The sequence below is a fragment of the Stenotrophomonas sp. AN71 genome, assembly GCF_050435725.1.
Taxonomy (GTDB): Bacteria; Pseudomonadota; Gammaproteobacteria; order Xanthomonadales; family Xanthomonadaceae; genus Stenotrophomonas.
Genome location: NZ_JBNDKU010000009.1, coordinates 105,031 through 125,667, shown reverse-complemented (window position 1 = coordinate 125,667; position 20,637 = coordinate 105,031). Strand labels below are relative to the sequence as shown.

Annotated in this window: 21 protein-coding genes, 1 tRNA gene and 1 pseudogene; 13 read left to right on the top strand and 10 right to left on the bottom strand. The window is 62.9% G+C overall.

The genetic code is table 11. The features are described from left to right. Positions 1-2 precede the first annotated feature (2 nt). From ABH900_RS14960 to ABH900_RS14950, 3 genes are all read right to left on the bottom strand, one after another. Positions 3-1,325: a Smlt3024 family type IV secretion system effector gene (locus ABH900_RS14960; protein ID WP_429623960.1), complete on the bottom strand. Its 1,323-nt coding sequence runs from the start codon at positions 1,323-1,325 to the stop codon at positions 3-5. 22 nt (positions 1,326-1,347) lie between these two features. After that, on the bottom strand, positions 1,348-2,211 hold the full coding sequence (locus tag ABH900_RS14955; RefSeq protein WP_429623859.1) for a Smlt3025 familytype IV secretion system inhibitor: 864 nt from the start codon (positions 2,209-2,211) through the stop codon (positions 1,348-1,350). Between the two features lie 76 nt (positions 2,212-2,287). After that, the gene (locus tag ABH900_RS14950; RefSeq protein WP_429623858.1) at positions 2,288-2,641 is read right to left on the bottom strand and encodes a hypothetical protein; all 354 of its coding nucleotides are present in this window, start codon (positions 2,639-2,641) and stop codon (positions 2,288-2,290) included. 631 nt (positions 2,642-3,272) lie between these two features. Between ABH900_RS14950 and ABH900_RS14945 the strand changes: the two genes are divergently transcribed. Next, a complete protein-coding gene (locus ABH900_RS14945; RefSeq protein WP_429623857.1) occupies positions 3,273-3,722 on the top strand; it encodes a hypothetical protein in 450 nt (149 codons plus the stop codon). Positions 3,723-3,786: 64 nt separating this feature from the next. On the opposite strand, the gene ABH900_RS14940 is transcribed toward ABH900_RS14945, so the two are convergent. Then, positions 3,787-4,140: a winged helix-turn-helix transcriptional regulator gene (locus ABH900_RS14940; protein WP_429623855.1), complete on the bottom strand. Its 354-nt coding sequence runs from the start codon at positions 4,138-4,140 to the stop codon at positions 3,787-3,789. Between the two features lie 102 nt (positions 4,141-4,242). Between ABH900_RS14940 and ABH900_RS14935 the strand changes: the two genes are divergently transcribed. The 3 genes from ABH900_RS14935 (at position 4,243) to ABH900_RS14925 (ending at position 8,580) form a co-directional block, all read left to right on the top strand. Then, positions 4,243-5,232 (top strand): MDR family oxidoreductase, encoded by a 990-nt coding sequence (locus tag ABH900_RS14935; RefSeq protein WP_429623854.1) that lies wholly within the window; start codon positions 4,243-4,245, stop codon positions 5,230-5,232. A gap of 167 nt (positions 5,233-5,399) precedes the next feature. Next, complete coding sequence (locus ABH900_RS14930; protein ID WP_429623852.1) at positions 5,400-5,720, top strand: hypothetical protein; 321 nt, start codon at positions 5,400-5,402, stop codon at positions 5,718-5,720. 106 nt (positions 5,721-5,826) lie between these two features. Beyond that, entirely contained in the window at positions 5,827-8,580 is a 2,754-nt protein-coding gene (locus ABH900_RS14925; protein WP_429623851.1) for a UvrD-helicase domain-containing protein, read from the top strand. A gap of 71 nt (positions 8,581-8,651) precedes the next feature. Here ABH900_RS14925 and ABH900_RS14920 read toward each other — a convergent pair whose 3' ends face one another. After that, positions 8,652-9,083 carry a BLUF domain-containing protein gene (locus ABH900_RS14920; protein ID WP_429623849.1) on the bottom strand — a complete coding sequence of 144 codons (432 nt, stop codon included), beginning with the start codon at positions 9,081-9,083 and terminating at the stop codon, positions 8,652-8,654. A 513-nt stretch (positions 9,084-9,596) separates the two neighbouring features. On the opposite strand from ABH900_RS14920, the gene ABH900_RS14915 reads away from it, so the two are divergent. Then, positions 9,597-9,848 (top strand): hypothetical protein, encoded by a 252-nt coding sequence (locus ABH900_RS14915; RefSeq protein ID WP_429623848.1) that lies wholly within the window; start codon positions 9,597-9,599, stop codon positions 9,846-9,848. A 176-nt stretch (positions 9,849-10,024) separates the two neighbouring features. Further along, positions 10,025-10,624 carry a fasciclin domain-containing protein gene (locus ABH900_RS14910; protein ID WP_429623846.1) on the top strand — a complete coding sequence of 200 codons (600 nt, stop codon included), beginning with the start codon at positions 10,025-10,027 and terminating at the stop codon, positions 10,622-10,624. 364 nt (positions 10,625-10,988) lie between these two features. Here ABH900_RS14910 and ABH900_RS14905 read toward each other — a convergent pair whose 3' ends face one another. Further along, entirely contained in the window at positions 10,989-11,432 is a 444-nt protein-coding gene (locus ABH900_RS14905) for an N-acetyltransferase family protein (RefSeq protein ID WP_429623844.1), read from the bottom strand. A 1,291-nt stretch (positions 11,433-12,723) separates the two neighbouring features. On the opposite strand from ABH900_RS14905, the gene ABH900_RS14900 reads away from it, so the two are divergent. After that, positions 12,724-12,924, top strand: coding sequence for a hypothetical protein (locus ABH900_RS14900; protein WP_429623842.1), 201 nt, complete (start codon positions 12,724-12,726; stop codon positions 12,922-12,924). A gap of 267 nt (positions 12,925-13,191) precedes the next feature. On the opposite strand, the gene ABH900_RS14895 is transcribed toward ABH900_RS14900, so the two are convergent. Beyond that, the gene (locus ABH900_RS14895; RefSeq protein WP_429623840.1) at positions 13,192-13,566 is read right to left on the bottom strand and encodes a nuclear transport factor 2 family protein; all 375 of its coding nucleotides are present in this window, start codon (positions 13,564-13,566) and stop codon (positions 13,192-13,194) included. An 86-nt stretch (positions 13,567-13,652) separates the two neighbouring features. On the opposite strand from ABH900_RS14895, the gene ABH900_RS14890 reads away from it, so the two are divergent. Both ABH900_RS14890 and ABH900_RS14885 read left to right on the top strand, forming a co-directional pair. Next, positions 13,653-14,603: a LysR family transcriptional regulator gene (locus tag ABH900_RS14890; RefSeq protein ID WP_429623839.1), complete on the top strand. Its 951-nt coding sequence runs from the start codon at positions 13,653-13,655 to the stop codon at positions 14,601-14,603. A gap of 240 nt (positions 14,604-14,843) precedes the next feature. Then, positions 14,844-14,993 (top strand): annotated as a pseudogene (locus tag ABH900_RS14885) (hypothetical protein); the annotation flags it as partial. 170 nt (positions 14,994-15,163) lie between these two features. Here ABH900_RS14885 and ABH900_RS14880 read toward each other — a convergent pair. Together ABH900_RS14880 and ABH900_RS14875 are read right to left on the bottom strand one after the other, a co-directional pair. After that, positions 15,164-15,253: transfer RNA gene (locus ABH900_RS14880), tRNA-Ser, on the bottom strand. A gap of 105 nt (positions 15,254-15,358) precedes the next feature. Continuing rightward, entirely contained in the window at positions 15,359-16,351 is a 993-nt protein-coding gene (locus ABH900_RS14875) for a LysR family transcriptional regulator (protein ID WP_049429058.1), read from the bottom strand. Between the two features lie 127 nt (positions 16,352-16,478). Between ABH900_RS14875 and ABH900_RS14870 the strand changes: the two genes are divergently transcribed. Both ABH900_RS14870 and ABH900_RS14865 read left to right on the top strand, forming a co-directional pair. After that, entirely contained in the window at positions 16,479-17,066 is a 588-nt protein-coding gene (locus tag ABH900_RS14870) for an FMN-dependent NADH-azoreductase (protein ID WP_429623838.1), read from the top strand. A gap of 188 nt (positions 17,067-17,254) precedes the next feature. Further along, positions 17,255-17,605, top strand: coding sequence for a ligand-binding protein SH3 (locus tag ABH900_RS14865; RefSeq protein ID WP_429623837.1), 351 nt, complete (start codon positions 17,255-17,257; stop codon positions 17,603-17,605). A gap of 270 nt (positions 17,606-17,875) precedes the next feature. Here ABH900_RS14865 and serS read toward each other — a convergent pair whose 3' ends face one another. Beyond that, a complete protein-coding gene (gene serS / locus ABH900_RS14860) occupies positions 17,876-19,156 on the bottom strand; it encodes a serine--tRNA ligase (RefSeq protein ID WP_429623836.1) in 1,281 nt (426 codons plus the stop codon). A gap of 113 nt (positions 19,157-19,269) precedes the next feature. Here serS and ABH900_RS14855 point away from each other — a divergent pair, with 113 nt between their 5' ends. Further along, positions 19,270-19,908, top strand: coding sequence for a TonB family protein (locus ABH900_RS14855; RefSeq protein WP_429623834.1), 639 nt, complete (start codon positions 19,270-19,272; stop codon positions 19,906-19,908). 119 nt (positions 19,909-20,027) lie between these two features. Further along, entirely contained in the window at positions 20,028-20,600 is a 573-nt protein-coding gene (locus tag ABH900_RS14850) for an energy transducer TonB (protein WP_429623833.1), read from the top strand. The last annotated feature ends 37 nt before the right edge of the window (positions 20,601-20,637 follow it).

Here is a 20,637-nt window from a genome sequence, read left to right as displayed (position 1 = left end):
GGTCAGCCCATCCGCATCGCAGGATTGTCACGCACCTGCACCTCGATATCCTGCTGGCGCTGCACGGCGGCCTGCTGGCGATCCAGATTGACCACCTCGATCTGCTGCAGCGACTGCGCAACCGGCGTCTGCACCGCCACGTCGGTAGGCATCGAAACGCGCAAGTGGACGGGATCGTTCAACGCACCCTGCACAACGAACACGTTGCGGCCCGCAGGGCTATCGGCGGCCTGTGCGCTGAGCAGCACGTGGTCAGCACGTTCGAGCTGGTTGTGGCACGCCAATGCCATGACACTCGCCACCAGGCGCTCGCTGTTCTCATCATGGGTACGCCCGGCGCTGGCATCGATCGCAGCCACGCCTTCGCGCACCTGCTGCATCAATGCGTACTCGCGATGCCCCGGGCCGATGTCGGCCAGGCGGGCCAGCGCCTGCGCGGATTCCGGAAGACCGTCCACTGCTGCGGTAAGTGGACTGCGAGTAATCGTCCGATACGGGTCGTCCGGGTGGAACTGGGTACGTCGTTCCTGCCGCTCCAGACGAACCTCGCGTGCGTCATTGAGTTCGTCGATACGGGCGGGATCGGTGATCTCGCGCAGCGCCAAGTGGCCGCCGCCCGCACTGACGCTGGCCCACTTCCCATCCGCCTCGAAGTACATCGCGTAGTAGCTGTTGCCACCGATGACGTTCGGATCGACCGCTGAGCGTCCTTCCAGCGCCTGGGTGGCCTCCAACACGCTCAACCGGGTCAGGTACTGCCCGCCCTTTGCCCATCCCATCTGGCTGATGGCATCGACACTGGTGTTGCCCACGCGCGGGCCACCAGCGTAGTCATTGTTGAGCATGTTGGTCCAGATCTGTTCCAGCTTCTCGGGGCCGCTCCTCTGCTCGGCCGCCTCCAGCAACACGCGGGGGGGCCAGCAGTTGGGATCAAGTTCATGCCGTTCAAACGCACGGTCGTGTGCCAGCATCACATCCTTGCCGGGAAGATTCAGCGCCAGGTCCGGACGCCCCTGCTCCATCCAGTACAGGCGTCGCTCCAGGTCCTGGCGCAAAAGCGTCTGCCCAAACATCTCCCATTGGCGCTCGCTCAGCTGCGCGTCGGGAAAGCCGGAGTCCTTGCCCTCCTGATGTCGGGCATAGTCCTGTGCGTAGCTGTTTGCAACCCGGCCTGGCAGGCTGTCGTTGCGAACAACACCCAGCGCAAGCGTCCCATAGCCATCCGCATCCGGCAGCTGCGACAGATGGTTCCAATACAACTCGCGGTTTCCGGCCTTGGCATAGCTAGCCAGAATTTTGAGATTCTCTTGCGTCAATCCGCCCATTGCCTGCTTCTGAATGCGCTCATCAGCGGACTCGGGAGCGTGTGAGAACATCCCGCACCGCATCTTCCATCCGCTTCCAGTCAGCCAGGAAGGCCCGCTTGTAGTTCAGCGAGATGGAAAGCTTGTTCTCCACATCCGAGAAGTAGTGGAAGCAACCCGCCGCGACCTGCCCTTGCTCACTGATGACCTGATCACCCTGCAAGAGAACGCCATTCCCCCGGAACGCCGGGCTTTCGCATTTGATGAATGTGGTCAGGCTGCCATTGGGAGCGCGCGCGATGTACCAGTCATCTTCATAGGCAGGATTGCGGGTGGGCGGCTTCCCATAGCGCGCTTGGTATTCCTTCGAGAAAATGTCCATCTTCGTTTCATCGATGGCGTAAGGCGTCAGGCCCATGACGTCGGGCCTCGCAATCCGCAGATCGAGCCGATCCCGAGGATCCCCTCGCTCCACCGATCCTTCCTCGGTGGATGCCCGGTTGGAAGACAATCGCTCCAATGATGTTTCGATTGGCGCGCGATCGATGTAGTCGATAGCCACAGCGATTTCCTTGCGGAAATCATTGGTACGTGGCGCTGCCCGTGCTCCTGGCGGCGTCGGCGTCATGTCCGGCCACTCGATGACCAGCGTCACGCCTTCGCCCGGCCACGGCGCAATCTGGCTGTCCAGATAACTGGCAGGAATGCGGAATAGATTCGGCCCCAGCTTCGCGTCCACGGGCGCATCGGTATAGATGTGGCCGTTGAGGGTACGGCCGGTCTGGGGTGCGCCGGACATGGCAGGATTCCTTTCTTGATCGGTGGACGGCGGCCGCGCACAGGCGCCGGCACTGAGCGCGACAGCAAGTGCAAACGCCAGGCAGCGGCCGGGGGACATCACGTGCATGGGCATTCCGTTGCAGGGTTCCGGGGCCACTTTAGGAAGCCGGGCGTCAACGAAACAGGAACCGCGTCGCAGCCCCCTATGGAACGAGGCAGCGTTCCACCTGCAGCGACAGTACCTGGCAGGCGTTGAACAGGCCCTCGATCACCGCTGCGGAGGGGCAGCATGCGGGATCATCATTCTCCCGCGCGACATGCGCGGCGTGCAGTACAGCGGTCAACGCCGTGATACCCGAAGCGCTGCGGGTCGCAGGGGCAATGTCGAAAGCACGGCCGGGGCTCAAGCACATTTCACTCCAGGCCTCGCCATCGGCGCGCAGGTTCCTGCCGTGGCCTTTCAGGTGTGCAAGGAATGCCGATGGCGTGGCGAACTCGGCGGATTCGCGGAGCGCGTCCTCCGGCGTTTCGGCCAAGGCAGTGGAAAGATCGCGCACGGCGGCGCCCAGCAGCGCGCCGCAGATGCAAGGTGGCGGACGGTGCGGGTTGGCGTGCCGGATACGTAGTACGAAAGCCGACGGGCCCTAGGACCCCCACGCACCATCCGCCATGAACTGACAGAGGGTGCATTGTCGTGATCGCAACATTCGTTGCAAGTACGACGCCTTGTACTACGTAAGGTCGGGACGCCAATCCCGGCCAGGGCGAGTGCCTCGGCGTGGCCATGGTTGCCGCACCCATCCGCTGCAGAAAAGTAGGAAGATTCCGCGCTGACATGCTCTTACGTTGGTTACGTCACGGGATGGCGGCTTACCCATCGAACGGTGCACTTGGTCAGCGCCTCATTACCGAGGGCGCGTTCTTCCCAGGCAGAATTTCTAGCCAAATGCGACGCAGCAGAACCAAGTCGGTCGCGCTGAAAGTCGCAAACAACCCGAACCCCATTTTCAGTCAGAACTCTTCCTGGTCACCTTGGATGCACCTCAGAAACGCTTACATGCAGCGGCCTCGCGGTGAATCAGAGGGCACGATTGGATCACCAGAAACTTGCCGCATCGCCAGGTTTCGATGCGATACCCGCGACGTGGTGACTATAGTCGCCGGCCCCAACGGATTCGGAATCCCACCATGAACCTCGCCTCCTGGCGCAACATCCTCATTGCCGCAGGCGTCGCCGTCGCACTATCGATTGCCGCCTACAACGACCATCGCCGCCATTCCGTCACCCACGGCGCGGAAGGTCGCGATGCGGTCGGCCTGGTGACCGAGGTCCAATGGGATGAGAAACGGGGAAGGAAGAGCAACTTCGTTCTACAGGTCGAATTCGAGACCGACGACGGCGAATCGCGCGTGGAGAAGATTCCGGTTTCCAACGATCTCGGCAATCGGATGCGGGCAACTGACGAGGCGGAAGAGATTGATATCCGCTACAACGCCAAGGATCCGTCGGTGGCCATGGCAGCTGGGGAAGCCGACAATTCCCTGCTGAAACTGTGGTTGGCCATCGCCTCCGGGCTGGTCACCCTGGCGCTGCTGGCCGCACGTGTGGTCCAGGGCCGGAAAGTGCAGCCTGCCTGATTCATTACCCAGCGCGAACGCATTCGGAATGCGCGCGCGTAGCGGTGGGGGGGCGCAACGCCCCTCAACCTTCGCTATCGCCGTCCGCGCCCCTGGACCCGCGATAGGTTTCACCCCACTCGCGCATGGCCAGCAGCACCGGCACCAGCGTGCGCCCGAACTCGGAGAGCTCGTATTCCACCTTGGGCGGCACCTCGGGATAGACATGGCGGATCACCACCCCGTCGGCCTCCAGTTCGCGCAGCTGGCTGGTCAGCATGGACTGGGTGGCGTTGGGCACCCGCCGCGTCAGCTCCATGAAACGCCGCTTGCCCGTCATCAGGTGAAAAAGAATGATCGGCTTCCACACGCCGCCCATGACTGAAAGCGTGACTTCCACCGCGCAACCGCTTTTGCCATCCCACCGCCTGCTACGCATGCATACTCCGGAAAACCATAGTACCTACGAAAAATCGTCGTTCTTGTTGCGATAGTGGTGCGAGCCTAGCATGGGGTCATCCACTGAACGTAAGGCCCCACCATGAGTTTCAAGGCACTGCTGACCCGTAAAACCAGCGACGGCGTTTCCACGGAGCTGGTTGATTTCGACGAGGCCAACCTGATGGACGGCGACGTGCTGGTGCAGGTCGAGTACTCGACGCTGAACTACAAGGACGCGCTGGCGCTCACCCACTCGCGCCCGGTCATCCGCACCTTCCCGTTGATTCCGGGCATCGACCTGGCGGGCGTAGTGCTGGAGTCCAGCAACGCCGGCTTCAAGCAGGGTGACCGCGTGGTGCTCAACGGCTGGGACCTCAGCATGGGCCACCACGGCGGCCTGGCCCAGCGCGCCCGCGTGCGTGGCGGATGGCTCAACCGGATTCCCGGCAACCTGAGCACCCGCGACGCCATGGCCATCGGCACTGCAGGCTATACCGCGATGCTGTGCGTACTGGCCTTGGAAGATGCGGGCGTGACGCCTGACAAGGGCGATGTACTGGTAACCGGCGCCAACGGTGGCGTCGGCTCGATTGCGGTGGCGATCCTTTCAAAGCTGGGCTATCGCGTGGTGGCCGCAACCGGGCGCCCGGAGCACGCCGACTATCTGCACAGCCTGGGTGCGGCGGAGATCATCGACCGCGCACAGCTTTCAGAGCCGCGCGACCGCCCAGTGAGTGCCGAGCGCTGGGCCGGCGTGGTGGATGTGGCCGGCGGCCCCACCCTCGTCAATGCCATTGCCGAGACGAAGTACCGGGGCGCGGTGGCCGCCTGTGGGCTGGCACAGAGCGATGCACTGCATGGCTCGGTGCTGCCCTTCATCCTTCGCAACGTGACCCTGGCAGGCGTGGACTCGGTGAACGCGCCGCAGGACGTGCGCCAGCGTGCGTGGGATCGCCTCGCTACCGATCTGGACCCGCAGAAGCTGAAAAGCACGGTGCAGCTCATTGGGCTTGCCGACGTACTGGACGTGTACGAAAAGATCATTCCGGGCAAGGTGCGCGGGCGGATTGTTGTGGACGTGAACGCATGAGCAGAGGTCCGCAGCAGACCGTGATGGATGCGTGGGATGGAGGGCCGCGAGGCGCCCTCCATGCTGCAGCGAATGGTGAACATGTCATGAAATGAGGCCGCCGGCAGCGTCCCTGGGCCACCACTGGTCGCATACGCTCAGACTCCCACCGCCGCTGGACACCCGACATGCCAATGACCGCATTCGCGCTTGCCGCCGCACTTTCGGGCCTGCCCGACATCACCTGGGAGCGCGAGCGCGCCGAGGATGCGCACCAGCTCACGCTATGCCAGATCCATCGCGATGCGCTGAAGGAAGACTCGAAAAAGAACGACGCCTACCAGCGCGCGAAGGCCGTCTGCGACCTGCTGGCGCGGGACTACAAGGACAAGTGGGACTTCGATGCGCAGGATGCCCTGGCGGCATCGGCGATTGATATGGATGAGCTGATCCGGCGTGGCGAGGCGGTGGAAGTACCGCCGACGAAGCAGGATCGTGCCTACGAGTGATTCGCTGCCACAGGTAAGGTCACAAGCATCGTCAAGGCCCCTTATCATGAGGGCTTGGGGGCTCGACAAGCCCCATTGACGCTTGCAGGGCAGTATCTGGATGTCTATGGAATGGCGCCCCTCGGGCTGGGGCCAGCGTATGACCCGTTCGCCAGACTGGCGATTGCGGCTTGATGGTGAACATGTCGAGCTTTTGATTGAAGGCCGTCAGTACTGGCTGTACCTGGATGACCCGCAGCGCGTGCAGGTCATTCCTGGCGTGTTCTGGGCCAGGGTTGCGCTGCAGACCGAGGGTGGCGACACGCTGTCCGTGGATGGACTGCCCAACGGCCAGGCCTCCCGGCTTGCGGCTGCCGTGCAGCACGTGCGCTCTGCGCACACCACACGCGAGCGCAAGGCACTCTTTGAGACCCTCCTGGAGCGGATCCAGTCGTGGCTGGCCGAGGCAGACGCGCTTACCGACCGGGGCACCACCGGACGCCGCTGGATCAGCCACGAGCAACAGCAGGCGCTGCTGGCAAACCGCCCCGCCCTGCCACTGTCGCCAGCCGAGCTGGAGCAGCTGTTCCTCGATGAGGATGTGCACGACGACCTGCAAGCGCATGGCCACCACATGGCGCTGGACGCCCTGCACGACTGGCAGCTGGATTGGCCCGCCGTCTGGGCCGAGGCCAACGCGACCATGGCAGCGCGTGAGCTGGTGATGGCCAAGGACTTCCTGGACCGCGTCGAGAGCAAGCCCCTGACCGAGGAGCAGGCCCGCGCCGTCATCTGCTTCGACAACCGGGTGCAGGTGGTGGCCGCGGCCGGCTCCGGCAAGACCTCCACCCTGGTCGCCAAGGCGGCGTATGCCATCGACCGCGGCTTTGTCGAACCCGAACGGATCGTGATGCTCGCCTTCAACAAGGACGCTGCGAAGGAGCTGGAAGAGCGTGCGCAGCGATCCTTCGACCGGCTCGGCATGGGCGATACCGTGGTTGAGGCGCGAACCTTCCACGCGATGGGGTTGGCCATCATCGCCAAGGCAACGGGGCGCAAGCCCGACATACCGGAATGGGCCACCGACCCTGCCCAGGGCTTCAACAAACTGGCCGAACTGGTGGACGAGCTGAAGGATCGGTCGACCCACTTCCGCACCCAGTGGGACATGTTCCGCCTGGTGTTCGGCCGGGACCTTCCGCCGTTCGGTGCCGACATGCTGGCCGACGGCTACGATCACGATGGAACGCCATACATCCGCACCCTGCAGGGGGAGCGGGTGAAGAGTCTGGAAGAGTGCGTCATCGCCGATTGGCTGTTCTACAACGGCGTGGCGTACGACTACGAGCGACGCTACGAGTTCGATATCGCGACAGACACCCACTGCCAGTATCGTCCGGACTTCTACTACCCGGACGCCCAGCTGTATCACGAGCACTTTGCGCTGGATGCCGATGGCCAGCCGCCGAAGCACTTTGCCAACTACAGCGAAGGGATGCACTGGAAGCGCCAGCAACACGTGGCGCGCGGCACCGCCTTGGTCGAGACGACTTCATTTGGCCTGCGCAGTGGACATGCCCTGCAGGACCTTGCGGAAAGGCTTGCCGCGTCTGATGTCGAACTCGACCCGAACCCCGACCGCGAGCTGCCTGATCGGGGCGCCAAGCCGATGCCGGATGCGGACCTGATCGGATTGATGCGTACCTTCATTGCCCATGCCAAAAGCAACTGCCTGACGCTGGACGATATGGCCGAGCGCCTGCGACAGATGCCCGAAGACCAGTTCAAGGAGCGGCACCGGCGATTCCTGGAGATCGCCAGCCCTGTTTTCCAGGCCTGGGACAATGCATTGACGGACGAGCGCAGCATCGACTTCGAGGACATGCTCAACATGGCGGCCGGACTGCTGGAACAGGGCCGATATGAATCACCCTACGAACTGGTGATGGCGGACGAATTCCAGGATGCCTCACGTGCCCGCGCACGCCTCTGCCGCGCGTTGGTCAGCCAATCGGACCGCTATCTGTTTGCGGTGGGCGATGACTGGCAGTCGATCAATCGCTTCGCCGGTGCCGACGTTTCGGTGATGACCGGATTCCGCGAGTGGATGGGGCATGGCCAGGTGCTGAAGCTGGAGCAGACGTTCCGCTGCCCTCAAGCACTCTGCGATGTTTCCAGCCGCTTCATCAGCTGCAATCCGGCCCAGATCGCCAAAGAAGTTCGTTCTGCTGCGCCGGCAATGGGCCCGGTGCTGCAGGCGTTCCAGATGACCCGGCGTGACGAGGTGCAGGATGGGGTCCGGCAGTATCTGGCCAAGCTGCATCAGCAGTTGCTGTCAGGCACAGTGCCGCAGGGGCGCAACGGCCGCGTCTCGGTCTTCATTCTGGGGCGTTACCGCGCGGACCGTAGCGCGATGCCTCCGGATTGGAAGACGGCCTTCGGCAGCACGATGGACGTTGAGTTCCTGACGATCCACCGGTCGAAAGGGCGCGAGGCGGACTACGTGATCCTGCCGGGAATGGTCAACCGCGGCTTCCCGAGCCTGCGGTCCGACGATCCGGTGCTTTCCCTGGCGATGCCGGAGGGCGATACCTATCCACTGAGTGAAGAGCGGCGCCTGTTCTACGTCGCGCTGACGCGTGCGCGGAGATCAGTTGCCATCTTTACCCTGCAAGGGAAGCGTTCGTCATTCCTGGATGAACTGGTCCAGGAAGACGCCGTGGAGGTGACCGGAATGTCAGGAGCGATCATCAACGAAGAACGCTGCCCGGTCTGCAAGGTGGGCGTGTTTGTGGACAGGACAGGACCGCATGGAGCTTTCAGATCGTGCTCCAGCTACCCGTCATGCCATAACAAGCCAAAGGGTAACCGGCGACAATGAGTGCGCCCTGAACGCAGCCGTCACTCTGAAAAGGCGGAGTCCGCGCTGCTGAAAGCAGGGCACGTCGAGAGCTAAGCAGCTGCTACATGTGGTGCAACTGCGGCGGCCAGGAGATCGATTCCCCACCCTGACCCCGGAACCGAAGACTGATCGCTTCTCTTGAAGCGCGACCAGTTCGCTCTCGCCAACTGGCCTACAAGAAGCGGATCTGCGGGCAGCCGATGCATGGACCAGTAAGGGAACTGCCGGGCCGAAACGAGCCCGCGTGCCAATTCCACGATTTCGGTGTGGCTCTTTGATTGGAGGACGCGCTCATAGACACTGATTACGCCATCCTCAGGGCCTTCGAAGTACTGCACGAAGCGAACGCCATCATGCAGGAGAACCCCTGTCACACCTGCCATTCTGTTGAACCTCGCAGCATCCGCGACGAGTGATTCCAGATGCTCGAACGAAAGATCAACAACCGGCTGACTTACATAGACAACGGCCCGAATGGGCATGAATTTCGCCTTGAATCGATGCCGAGACGGCACCTGCCAGAACTCTAACACCCGACACAACCCAGCCACCTGGCCCGTATTCTTAATTCTTCAGGATTGAACGCCAGCAGGGGGTGCGATGAAGGGAAGACACGCGCCATCATGGGCACCCTGCGTTCAGGCCATCGTTCATCTTCATGCATGACATCGGACAGTTCTTTGTAACCGGCGTCGAGGGAGTGACGCGTGCAGATGGTGCCCTGCTACAGGTCACCCGAATCGATTGCTCCTGCCTCAAATGCTCCAGACAGTTCAGGGCGACCCTGGGCCATGGGCTGGTGGACCTCGACGGTGCAGCGGCCCTCAGCTGTCCCGGATGTGGAAATCACCAGTCGGTCAGCCGCGCGCGACTGGAAGAGTTCAGCGGAAGATCAGACGGTTAGTCCACGCATCAACCCCTTCTCAACATCGCACTGACGCTACCGAGATCCATTGGGTTCTATCGTTCGTCAGCAGGCACTTCCCGGCATTCCCATGAGCCATACCGGCATGTTTCAGATCACCGACCTCACCTACAAGGCAGGAGATCAGGGCGATCTGGCTCGAGCACTCCAGATCGTCGCCACATGTACCGCCTGCGGGTCGACCAGCACCTGGGGCGAGAACGAGATGGAACACGTCAGCGGCGGCACCGTTCTCTCATGCCGTACCTGTGGTGTCCGCCAGGCCATCAGCAATGCCCGCCTTTCGGGCTGTCCCTCGGACATACGCCATGTTCGAAGCTGAACGGGACGGAGTTCATGCTCCCTACTGATGCTGGGGCGCAGCGCATTCGTCAGGCCGTGACCGTCACACATACGGGTATGGGTTCATCCGGCCCTCACAGATCGACAACATCGCGGCTGGCAACGCGCTGGCGTTGAAATCAGTGCATCCAGGTGCCTCTTCAAGACGTAGGTAAGATGCCCGTGCTTTGCGGGCATCCCATAAAGGAACGCACCGTGAAAGCTCTTCAGCGCATTGCAGCCGCAGTAAGCTTCGCCGTACTCGTTTCAGCCACTTCGGCAAGCTTCGCAGCCAATACAGTGATGGTCGGCGGGGCGGAGATGTATCCGACCAAGACCATCGTCGAGAACGCCATCAATTCCAAGGACCACACCACCCTGGTCGCCGCGGTCAAGGCCGCAGGCCTCGTGGACACGCTGAACGGTGCCGGCCCCTTCACCGTCTTCGCTCCCACCAATGCAGCCTTCAACAAACTGCCCGCGGGCACTGTCGACACGTTGGTGAAGCCTGAAAACAAGGCCCAACTGACCAAGATCCTGACCTACCACGTCGTGCCCGGCAACTACAGTTCCGCGCAGCTGATGGCCGATGCCCGGAAGCACGGTGGCAAAGCCACGCTCAAGACCGTTCAAGGCGAGTCGCTCACCGTCGCGCTGCGCGATGGCAAGCTGTGGGTGGTTGACGCCAAGGGCGGGAAAGCCGCGATCAGCATCGCAGACGTGGGCCAGTCCAACGGCGTGATCCACGTGATCGATACCGTGCTCATGCCGAAGTGAAGTAATGACTACTGATGCATCGACCAGGTAGCGGCAGTCGCCCAGCGACTGCCGTTATCATCAGAGATGGCTTGACGGGCTCTACTCCGCTATCCACGTCGCCTTTGCCGCTGCGGGCCGTGACGAACTCCACCTCCCCGTATCCATTGCAGCCCTGGTCGCATGCCTCGTTGTCGGCGTCGGCCTGCTGGCAAACAGCCGACAGCAATCAGCGGCCCAGCCGTCTCGGCCGCCAGTCTGCGCGGTTTCCGCGCGCCGCCTTTATCTGCGCCCCCTCTCCAGCCTCGGCCAGGCACCAGGCCGGTCACTGCCACTCAGGTATCAGCAGCCACGCACGGCAAAGGACTATCGGCAAACCCTGTACTCAAGGATGAATGGCGTAGATGAAGAAATCATCATCACGCTTCCACCCAAGACCTTCATAGAGAGCCTGAGCAGGCCCATTGTCGCGTGCGGTCTGCAGCTCAATGCGACCTGCTCCGCACCTGCGCGCCTCTTCCACCGCGTCGACCATAAGCGTGCGCGCAACACCTGTACGACGCGCGCGCTTGGCGACATAGAGGTCGTAAAGAATGAAGCTTGGGCATGCACCAATTGAATCGAACAGCGGATAGAGCTGAGTAAACCCGACAACGCTACCTTCATCCGCTTCGGCCACCAGCACAAGCGAGGAACCCTCTGACAAGCGTGCATGCATGAACTGCTTTGCCAAGGCAAGATCAGTGGGCTGCGCGTAGAACTGACGGTACTCGTCGAACAGAACCGCGACCTGTTCAAGATCCGCCACGCCAGCCAATCGTGTACTCACTTTCACCTTCCATCTCCCAGTTCGGTACGGGTCAGTGACGCGACTCACCTAGAGCCTAACCTCCCACTTCCTGCAGGTCTGTCAAATGATGGCGGGAGGCCGGGCAGCGGCACGACCGGCTCTCCCGGGGTAGCGACCAGCAGCCGCGCCACGGCTGCGCGCAGGCGCATCTCCGGGTAGAGCCCGGCAATGTGGCGACCGTTCCACCACATCCCCCAGGTGTCACCCAGCAGGATCCAGACAGAGAGCATCGAGGTGGTGCGGAAGCCTTGGTCGCCAAAGGAGGGACGCATGGCCGAGGCATACGGCCGGCCGCCTCAACCACTGCGAAGCTCTCAATCACCAGTCTTGAGCGCTCAGACTCACCCACGTGGCGCTTCTTGCGCCGCTTAGTAGGACTTCACCTACAGCCGTGCTGGTGGTTTTCCGATTGCACCCCTGGTGGACTGTTGCGACCTTGCGCGAGCAGTGCAGCACTACCCTACTCATGGAGAGATGGAAGTGAAATCGAAGCCAAACGATCGCAGAACTGCCCGCTCAGCCCTCCGCCCCCTGCTACTGGGCGCGTCCCTTTGCCTGATGTCAGCCGGTGTCGCCCAAAATGCCTTCGCAGGCCAGTGGGTTCACACCGGCCGGGTACTCCTGGTGGATACGGAGGGTGTGGCACCTTACATCCTCTCGTGGACCAACACGTGCCAAGGCGGAGTAGAAGGCCCGTCGGGTCTCTACACCTACGGTGATTGGGGCCCGGAGGGTCTTGGCTCGTGTCCGTCTGATGCGAACACGGGCTGGGCGGCAAATATGGCGGGGAGCGTCGGCTACTGCAGGCCGGAACCCGAAAGTCTCGGTGGGGGTTACTCCTGCACCGAGTACTCGCACACGTTCGGCGGTCAAACGTACACCGGAGCAATTCCAGCGAGCTGTAACACGCCAGGGGCCTACGCCATCAGCTACATGCGGCGCGCAGAGCTCGTTTACTCCGGCAATGGGAACATGCCCAACGACTACTACGACAGGATCAACGAAGTTTCAGCAGAGTTCTACTGCCAGTAGCCGGCCAACGCAGTCCGTGTGACCGTTTCAGGAGCAACAGTCCCTGCGCGAGCGGGGACACTTGCCTCTAGCTCCACCGATTTCATATGTCTTCGAGGTCCTTCACGATCGATTGGTTCGGCTGCAGGAATCCGACCAAGAGCCGGCTGCCCGCCACTTGCCGACCCATCTGCTTGTAGAGGTAGCTGGCTTGCAGCGGTGCATGGGACATCCAAGCGCCTCACCTGTCGAGCCTGCCATGAGTACCGAGATCATTGAAGCGCATCGCAGCTATCTCCAGGCGATGGATTGTGCCCCAAGCGTGCCGCTCGTGACCCATCAGAAGCCCGTCGCTCGCCTCGACCCTTGGACCAGGCCTTCCCGCAAATCACTCGCAGCCATGAGAATGACAGCGGCTAAGTGGTTGCAGCAGCGTTCCGGCAATCTCTGGCAATTTTGACTGAGCCAATGGGCGCAATCCAAGATCCCTTGTCTCCCGGGAAGAATGCAGGAACAGAAGGAAGTTCAGGATGGGCGCACGAATCTTTCCGGATGGGGCGCCCGCGCGATCCGGTTCACACGGCCTGCGCGGATCATTCGAACAGAGCCAACAGAACGGGCAGCGTCGACCACCAGGCGACCGACGCTTTACCCTTTCTCCGAGCCAACTCAATCAATGGTTGGCTTAGTCATACTCATTGGTCAGTGAAGCCACTCATGGCGGGCGTCATTCCCGGAACAATCCGGCAAACGTCTGAATCGCAATTTTTCCACCACGAACAATAAGAGTGTCGGTCGCCATGACTGCGTTCTTCGCTCGCCATCGGATGTATGCAGTCTCCCCGTGTACGGCGAGCTCATCAATCGTGATGTTACGAGTGCCATCGGGAAAAAAATCCCGGTAGACCTGGACGAACGTTTCCCGAATTTCGTCATGGCCATGGATGATCTTCCCTGTCCCATTGATGATGACTGCATCCGAGGCGTAGTCGAGAAGTGTGAGTTCCACGTCACCGAGCCGAAATGCCTCCAGGTGACGATCAAGCACAACGCGAGTCTGTAAAGACTGCTCGGTGAAGCCATGTTCGGTATTCGTATTCAAGGAAGCGCCTCGCTTGTGAATGGCCATCCGAGTGATGGCAGCGGGATGATCCCCCACCCCGGCAGTTCCCAGTAGTAACAAATAGCTTGAATTACTTGTGCTTATTACTTGAAAATAAAAATATGGAGACCCTCTCAAACCTCGAGTGCTTTGCCAAAGCAGCGGCACTTGGCAGCTTTTCCGGAGCTGCCCGTCAGCTCGGGCTAACCCCATCGGCCGTCAGCCGCAATGTAGCGATGTTGGAGCGAAATCTTTCAGTTCGCCTTTTCCACAGGACGACGCGCAAACTGACGCTTACGGAGGCGGGTGAGCTGCTGGCAGCCTCGATCAAGTCCAGTCTCAACGGCCTCCACGATGCGATCGCTGAAGTTTCAAATCAGCAACAGGATCCGTCGGGTGTGCTGAAAGTCAGCATCGCAACTGTTTTTGGGCTCGACTACGTGATCCCGATGCTGCCGGGTTTTCTCGCCAGACACCCCAAGGTCAGAATTGACTGGCAGCTGGACAACCGACACGTAGATCTGATCTCTGAAGGCTATGACGCCGCGATCGGTCGGGGCGCTGAACTCCCTCCAGGCACGGTCTCCAAGACTCTCGCGCAGGTGCGCATCATTGCCGTTGCATCCCCCTCATACATGCAAGGCAGACAAGCACCACAGTCCCTGCAGGATCTTTCTGCTTTCAGTTTGGTTGACATGCGCTCCACCAGAACGGGCCGCATTGTCCAGTGGGTCTTCCGTGACGATCGCGGGAACGAAGCCGCATCACCTGTAGGGGAGCGCATTGCATTCAATGATCCCGGTGCGCTGTGTCGAGCCGCTGCCCTGGGGCTCGGCGTCGCCTTCGTTCCGTCGTCGCATGCCCTACCCTACCTTGATCGCGGCGAGCTCCTTCGACTGCTCCCCGCCTGGCACGCAGAGGGTGGCCCTGTATCGGTCTACTACGCGAATCGGCAGTTCTTGCCGGCGAAAACCCGCGCCTTTGTCGACTATCTTGCAGAGTCCTTTCGGAGCAAAAAGCTTGCAGAACGCTTTTGATTGAAACCAGATGATCATCCAAGGCCCATTCGATCCGTATGGGCCGATGCATCCGGCTTCATGCCGTCGTGATTTCGACCAGCCCAAATGTGGCGTCGATGGCGGCCGGACCGGACGATGTTGTGAGCCGGCTCTTGTGCGACCCCGCCATCACTCACGCCTCCCACCGGGATCGTGTTGGAGATCAAGGTCCGCTGAACCGCATCGACACGGCGGCCTCTCGACCCGCTCCAATGCCGCATGAGCGCGCACCGAAGGCCAGGACCATGGGAGGTCGTCATGGGCGCAGCTGAGCCACTGGAAGAACTGCTTTCGCTCGATCGCATGCGCCAGATGACCGGCATGGGCACCACCTTCATCTACGGAGAGATCCAGGTCGGCCGCTTCCCGCGCTCCATCCGCATCGGGCGCCGCCCACTGTGGATGCAATCCGAGGTGCAAGGCTGGATTCGGCAGCAGATCGTGCAGAACCGACCATTGCAGGTTGATGGGCAAGCGGGCGGGCAGCAAGTACCAGAGAAACGACAAAGCCCCTATCTCAAGGGGCTTTTTGAAGATGCTGGCGGAGAGAGTGGGATTCGAACCCACGGAAGGTTTAACCCTTCGCCGGTTTTCAAGACCGGTGCCTTAAACCGCTCGGCCATCTCTCCGTATCGGCCCAGCCTGCTGGCCGGGCACGCATTCTCGCACGACCGGGCGATTTGCCCAAGACCGGCGTAACCGCCGGGCACAGCCCGGCGCTACCGCTCCCAACCTCAGCCGGCATCCACCGCCAACGCGCCCAGCGCGCTGGCCTTGATGCGCTCCTTGGCCTTCTCACAGGCGCCATCGCAGTGCAGGCGCGACGCCTCCAGCTGTGGCGGCAGGTGTTCGGCCAGGAAGTCGATGAACACGCGTACCGCCGGCAACAGACCGCGGCGCGAGGCGAATACGGCATGGCACACGCCCTGCGGCAGCGACCAGTCCGGCAACACCACTTCCAGCTCGCCATTGCGCACGGCATCGGCGCACACGGTTTCCGGCAGCATGGTGATACCGAATCCGTCCTTCACCATGCTTTGCAGCAGGGGGAAGTCAAAGCCGGCCACGCGCGGCTGCAGGTCCACCCGGCGCACCTCGCCTTCCGGGCCATGCAGCTCCCAACGCTGGCGCGCTTCGTCTTCGCTGATACTGAGAGTGACGTGCTGGGTCAGCTCTTCCGGGTCCTTGGGGCGACCGGCGCGGTCCAGGTACTTCGGGCTGGCCACCAGCAGTTCCTGCACCTGGCCGAAGCTGCGCATCACCAGGCTGCCATCGTCGTCCAGCCGCGAGCGTACGCGCAGGGCCACGTCGTAACCTTCATTGATGATGTCCACGCGGCGGTTGCTGATGTTCAGCTGCAGCCGCACCTTCGGGTACTGCTCCAGGAACTTGGGCAGCAGCTTGGGCAGCTGCATCTGCGCCAGCGAGACCGGCACGCTGGCACGCACCACGCCGCGCGGTTCCGCGCTGAGGCGGTCCACCACTTCGCGTGCGGCCTGCGCCTCGGCCAGCATGGTCTGCGCGTGGCGATGCACGCTGGTGCCGACGTCGGTGACGGCGAAACGGCGCGTGGAGCGCTGCAGCAGGCGCACGCCCAGGTCGGTTTCCAGCTGGCTGATGCGGCGGCTCAAGCGCGACTTGGGAATGCCCAGTGCGCGCTCGGCGGCGGCGAATCCGCCGTGGTCGACCACCATCGCGAAGTAGTACAGATCATTCAGGTCATGCATGCCCGAGTTCCATGTATAGAACAATACGTGGCATTCAACCACCTTTATCCCGCCTTTGCAACAACCTATCGTTCTCTCCGTCGGCGGGGCCTACCCGCTTCTTCCTTCCAGAACATAGGTGACTGCCATGAAGCTTCTGCATCTCGACGCCAGCGTGCTTGGCGAGAACTCCGTCTCCCGCCACCTGACCGCCGCCGTGGTGGCCCGGCTCAAGCAGCAGATCGAAGGCCTGCAGGTCGATTATCGCGATCTTGACGCCAATCCGGTACCGCATCTGCGCAGCAGCTCGCTGGCCAAGGCCGACGCGGTCGAAGCCGCCGATGCTGAACAGGTGCTCGAGCAGTTCCTGGCAACCGACATCGTGGTGATCGGCGCGCCGATGTACAACTTCAGCATCCCCTCCACTCTGAAGGCCTGGATCGACCGCGTGGCCGTGGCCGGGCGCACCTTCAAGTACACCGAGAACGGCCCGGTCGGCCTGGCCGGTGGCAAGCGCGTGATCGTGGTCAGCAGCCGAGGTGGCATCTACACCGATTCGCCGGCCGACTTCCAGGAACCGTTCCTGCGCCAGACCTTCGCCTTCTGGGGCATCAATGACATCGAGTTCGTGCGTGCCGAAGGCATCGCCTACTCGCCGCAGCATCGCGAAGACGCCATTGCCGGCGCGCTTGCGGCCCTGCCGTCGCATGAGGCCGCTGAAGCCGCTGCGGCGTAACGCGTTCCAACGTTCGGCGCCCCTCTCTCCTCGTCTGGGCGCTGAACGCGGGCCGGGATTCCCTCCCCCATCCCGGCCCACCCTGGCGGCCCCGCGTTGCGGGGCCGTTTTTTTGTGCACCGGTAGATCCACGCCATGCGTGGATGCGGCCCCATCCATGACGCTCTCCACGGCGTTAGGCTGGGCCCATGAACTACATCGTGATCGCTGCGCATCGCAGCGAATTCCCGCATCCGATCACCCTGCGCCGAGGCCAGGCCCTGGTGGTAGGCGAACGCTATGAAGGCCCGGAAGGCTGGGACGATTGGTTCCTGTGCGAGGCCGAGGGGCAGCAGCCCGGCTTCGTGCCGGCGCCGATGATCGGTCGCGATGCGCACGGTGACGCGTTCGCCACGGAGGATTACTGCGCGCGGGAGCTGGATGTGGATCTGGGGCAGCAGTTGCGCGGGCTGCGTACCCTCAATGGTTGGGCGTGGTGCGAGTCGGAGACCGGCGAACCGGGATGGGTGCCATTGGAGAAGCTTCGCGCAACCAGCTGATGGTTCGCGCCATCCACGCATGGCGTGGATCTACTGGAGCCCCGCAGCAGCTGCGTGGTGCGTGCCGGAGAACGGCGAGCCCAGCTGGGTGCCGTGGAGAAGCTACGCGCAGCCAGCTGATGGTTCGCGCCATCCACGCATGGCGTGGATCTACTGGAGCTTCGATGGATTCGCACCGGACGTGCGTGCAGCGCCATCCGGGTAGATCCACGCCATGCGTGGATCCACCAAAGCCAGCGCTGTGCCATGCAAGCATGGCACCTACCGGGTTCAGGCGATGACTTCGATGCCACCCATGTACGGGCGGAGCGCCTCGGGCACGGTGATGCTGCCGTCGGCGTTCTGGTAGTTTTCCATCACCGCGATCATTGCCCGGCCAACGGCCACGCCCGAGCCATTCAGGGTATGCGCCAGCTCCGGCTTGCCGGTGGCCGGGTTGCGCCAGCGGGCCTGCATGCGGCGGGCCTGGAAGTCGCCGCAGTTGGAGCACGAGGAGATCTCGCGGTAGGTCTCCTGCGACGGCAGCCAGACTTCCAGATCGTAGGTCTTCACCGCCGAGAAACCCATGTCGCCGGTGCACAGCAGCACCTTGCGGTACGGCAGGCCCAGCTTTTCCAGCACCACTTCGGCGCAGCGGGTCATGCGCTGATGTTCGGCGTCGCTGTCTTCCGGGCGGCTGATCGAGACCAGCTCGACCTTCTCGAACTGGTGCTGGCGGATCATGCCGCGCACGTCACGACCACCACTGCCGGCCTCGGCACGGAAGCACATCGAGTGGGCGGTCATGCGCAGCGGCAGGCGCTCGGCGTCGACGATCTCGTCGCGCACGATGTTGGTCAGCGGCACTTCCGAGGTCGGGATCAGGTAGCGCGTGGAATCGCCCACGGCGGTCTTGAACAGGTCGTCCTCGAACTTCGGCAGCTGGCTCGTACCGCGCAGCGAATCGGCGTTGACCAGCAGCGGCACATTGGTTTCTTCATAGCCATGCTCGCCGGTGTGCAGGTCGACCATGAACTGGGCCAGGGCACGATGCAGGCGCGCAATCGGGCCACGCAGCACGGTGAAGCGCGAGCCGGACAGCTTGGCGGCGGTTTCACCGTCCAGCCAACCGTTGCGGGCGCCCAGCTCGACGTGGTCGAGCACCTTGAAGTCGAACTGGCGCGGGGTACCCCAGCGCGCCTGTTCGATGTTGTCGTTCTCGTCGGCACCGGCCGGCACGTCATCGGCCGGAAGGTTCGGGATGCCCATCGAGATCGCGTCGATCTTCTCGCGCAGCTCGTCCAGCGCCACTTCCGACGCCTTCAGCTCGTCGGCGAAAGCAGCGACCTCGGCCATGATGGCCGAGACGTCCTCACCCTTGGCCTTGGCCTGGCCGATGGCCTTGGAACGGCTGTTGCGCAGGCTCTGCAGCTCCTGGGTCCGCACCTGGATGCGCTTGCGATCGGCCTCCAGAGACTCCAGGGCAGACACGTCGAGCTCGAAGCCGCGGCTGGTGCGCAGGCGTTCGGCGAGGTCGGCGGGCTGGTGGCGGAGCAAGGCTGGATCAAGCATGGCGGGTGTCGTGGTGGGTATCAGGGATGGGATTATCGCTTGTTATACGGATTTCTGCCGCCCGGTTCATTCCCGCCGTGGCAGAATCGGGCTATTCCGTACCGGTCCGGTCCATGTCTGCACCCCGCTCGTCGTCCGCCAAGTCGTTCACCGTGCATATCCCGCGCAACGCCCTGAAGATCGCCGGCATCGCCTTCGGCGTGGGCGTGCTGCTGTTCGTCGTGGTCTGGCTGACCGGCCGCGACAAGGAGTTTTTCCGCGCCGACCCGGCCGCGCAGACCCCGCAGGAAACGGCCCAGGTCGAACCGCTGCCGGAACCGCTGCCCGCCGCCGCCGGCTCCAGCGATATGCCCGATGCCAAGCCGGCCCCGGTGGAGGAAGAAGCCCCGAAACTGGTGGAAACCGCGCCGCCACCGCCGGCCCCGATCGCCGAAGCGGCCCCGGCTGCAGCGGCCCCTGCCCCGGCCGCCACCGGCAACAGCCAGCCGATGCCGATTGCCGGGCAGTCGCCGCCCCCGACCTACCCGGCTGCGGCCCTGCGCGCCGGCGAGACCGGCAGCGTGGTGGTCCGCGTGGACGTGGATGCCACCGGCTACCCAAACAACGCCACCGTGATCCAGCGCAGCGGTTCACGCGAGCTCGACCGTGCCGCGACCGACGCCGTGCGCCGTTGGCGCTTTACCCCGGCGCAGAGCAACGGCCAGCCTGTACCGGGCAGCATTGAAGTGCCGTTCGACTTCAAGACGCAGTAGCTGAACGCTTCCAGGCAGGCAAACTGAACCCTGCCGGTTGCGTTGACGCAGTGCTGACACTTCGCACCGCGGGCTCGAGCAACACTCTGCACGTCGTCAATTGACGGAAGGAGTTTGCGATGACCGCCACCACCCACGAAGACCTTCATTCGCCGCAGCTGCAGCGTGAGTCCAGCGAGCAGCACCGGCCGACGTCCCCCTGGATGTGGATCGCGCTGATCGTGGCGATGTTCGCGGCCGCCCTGCTCTGGCTGCGCCATTCCAGCCAGGAAGATGTGGCGCCGGCGCCGGTCGGTGAACGCATGCTGCCAGCGCCGGATCAGGCGCCGGTTGCCGACACGCAGGCACCGGCCGCTCGCCAGGCAGCACCGGCCAACAGCCAGCGCAAGGCGGCGCCGGCAGTGCGCAACCGGGAAGCTCGCCCGCTGGCCAGCAACAGCAAGCCGACCTATCCGGCGACGGCGCTGCGCAACGGCGTACAGGGCAGTGTGGTAGCCAGCCTCAATGTGGATACCCGTGGCAACGTGACCACTGCAGCGATCGTTTCGCGTAGTGGTGAGCGTAGCCGCGATCTTGATCGTGCGGTGCTGGGCACCGTGCAGAACTGGAAGTTCCAGCCGGCAATGCACGAGGGACGTGCAGTGGCCAGCGTGGTGCGGGTTCCGGTGGATTTCCGCACCGAGCAGCGTTGATCGCGGACGAGGGGTTCGTGATGTTTCGACGGAGGCT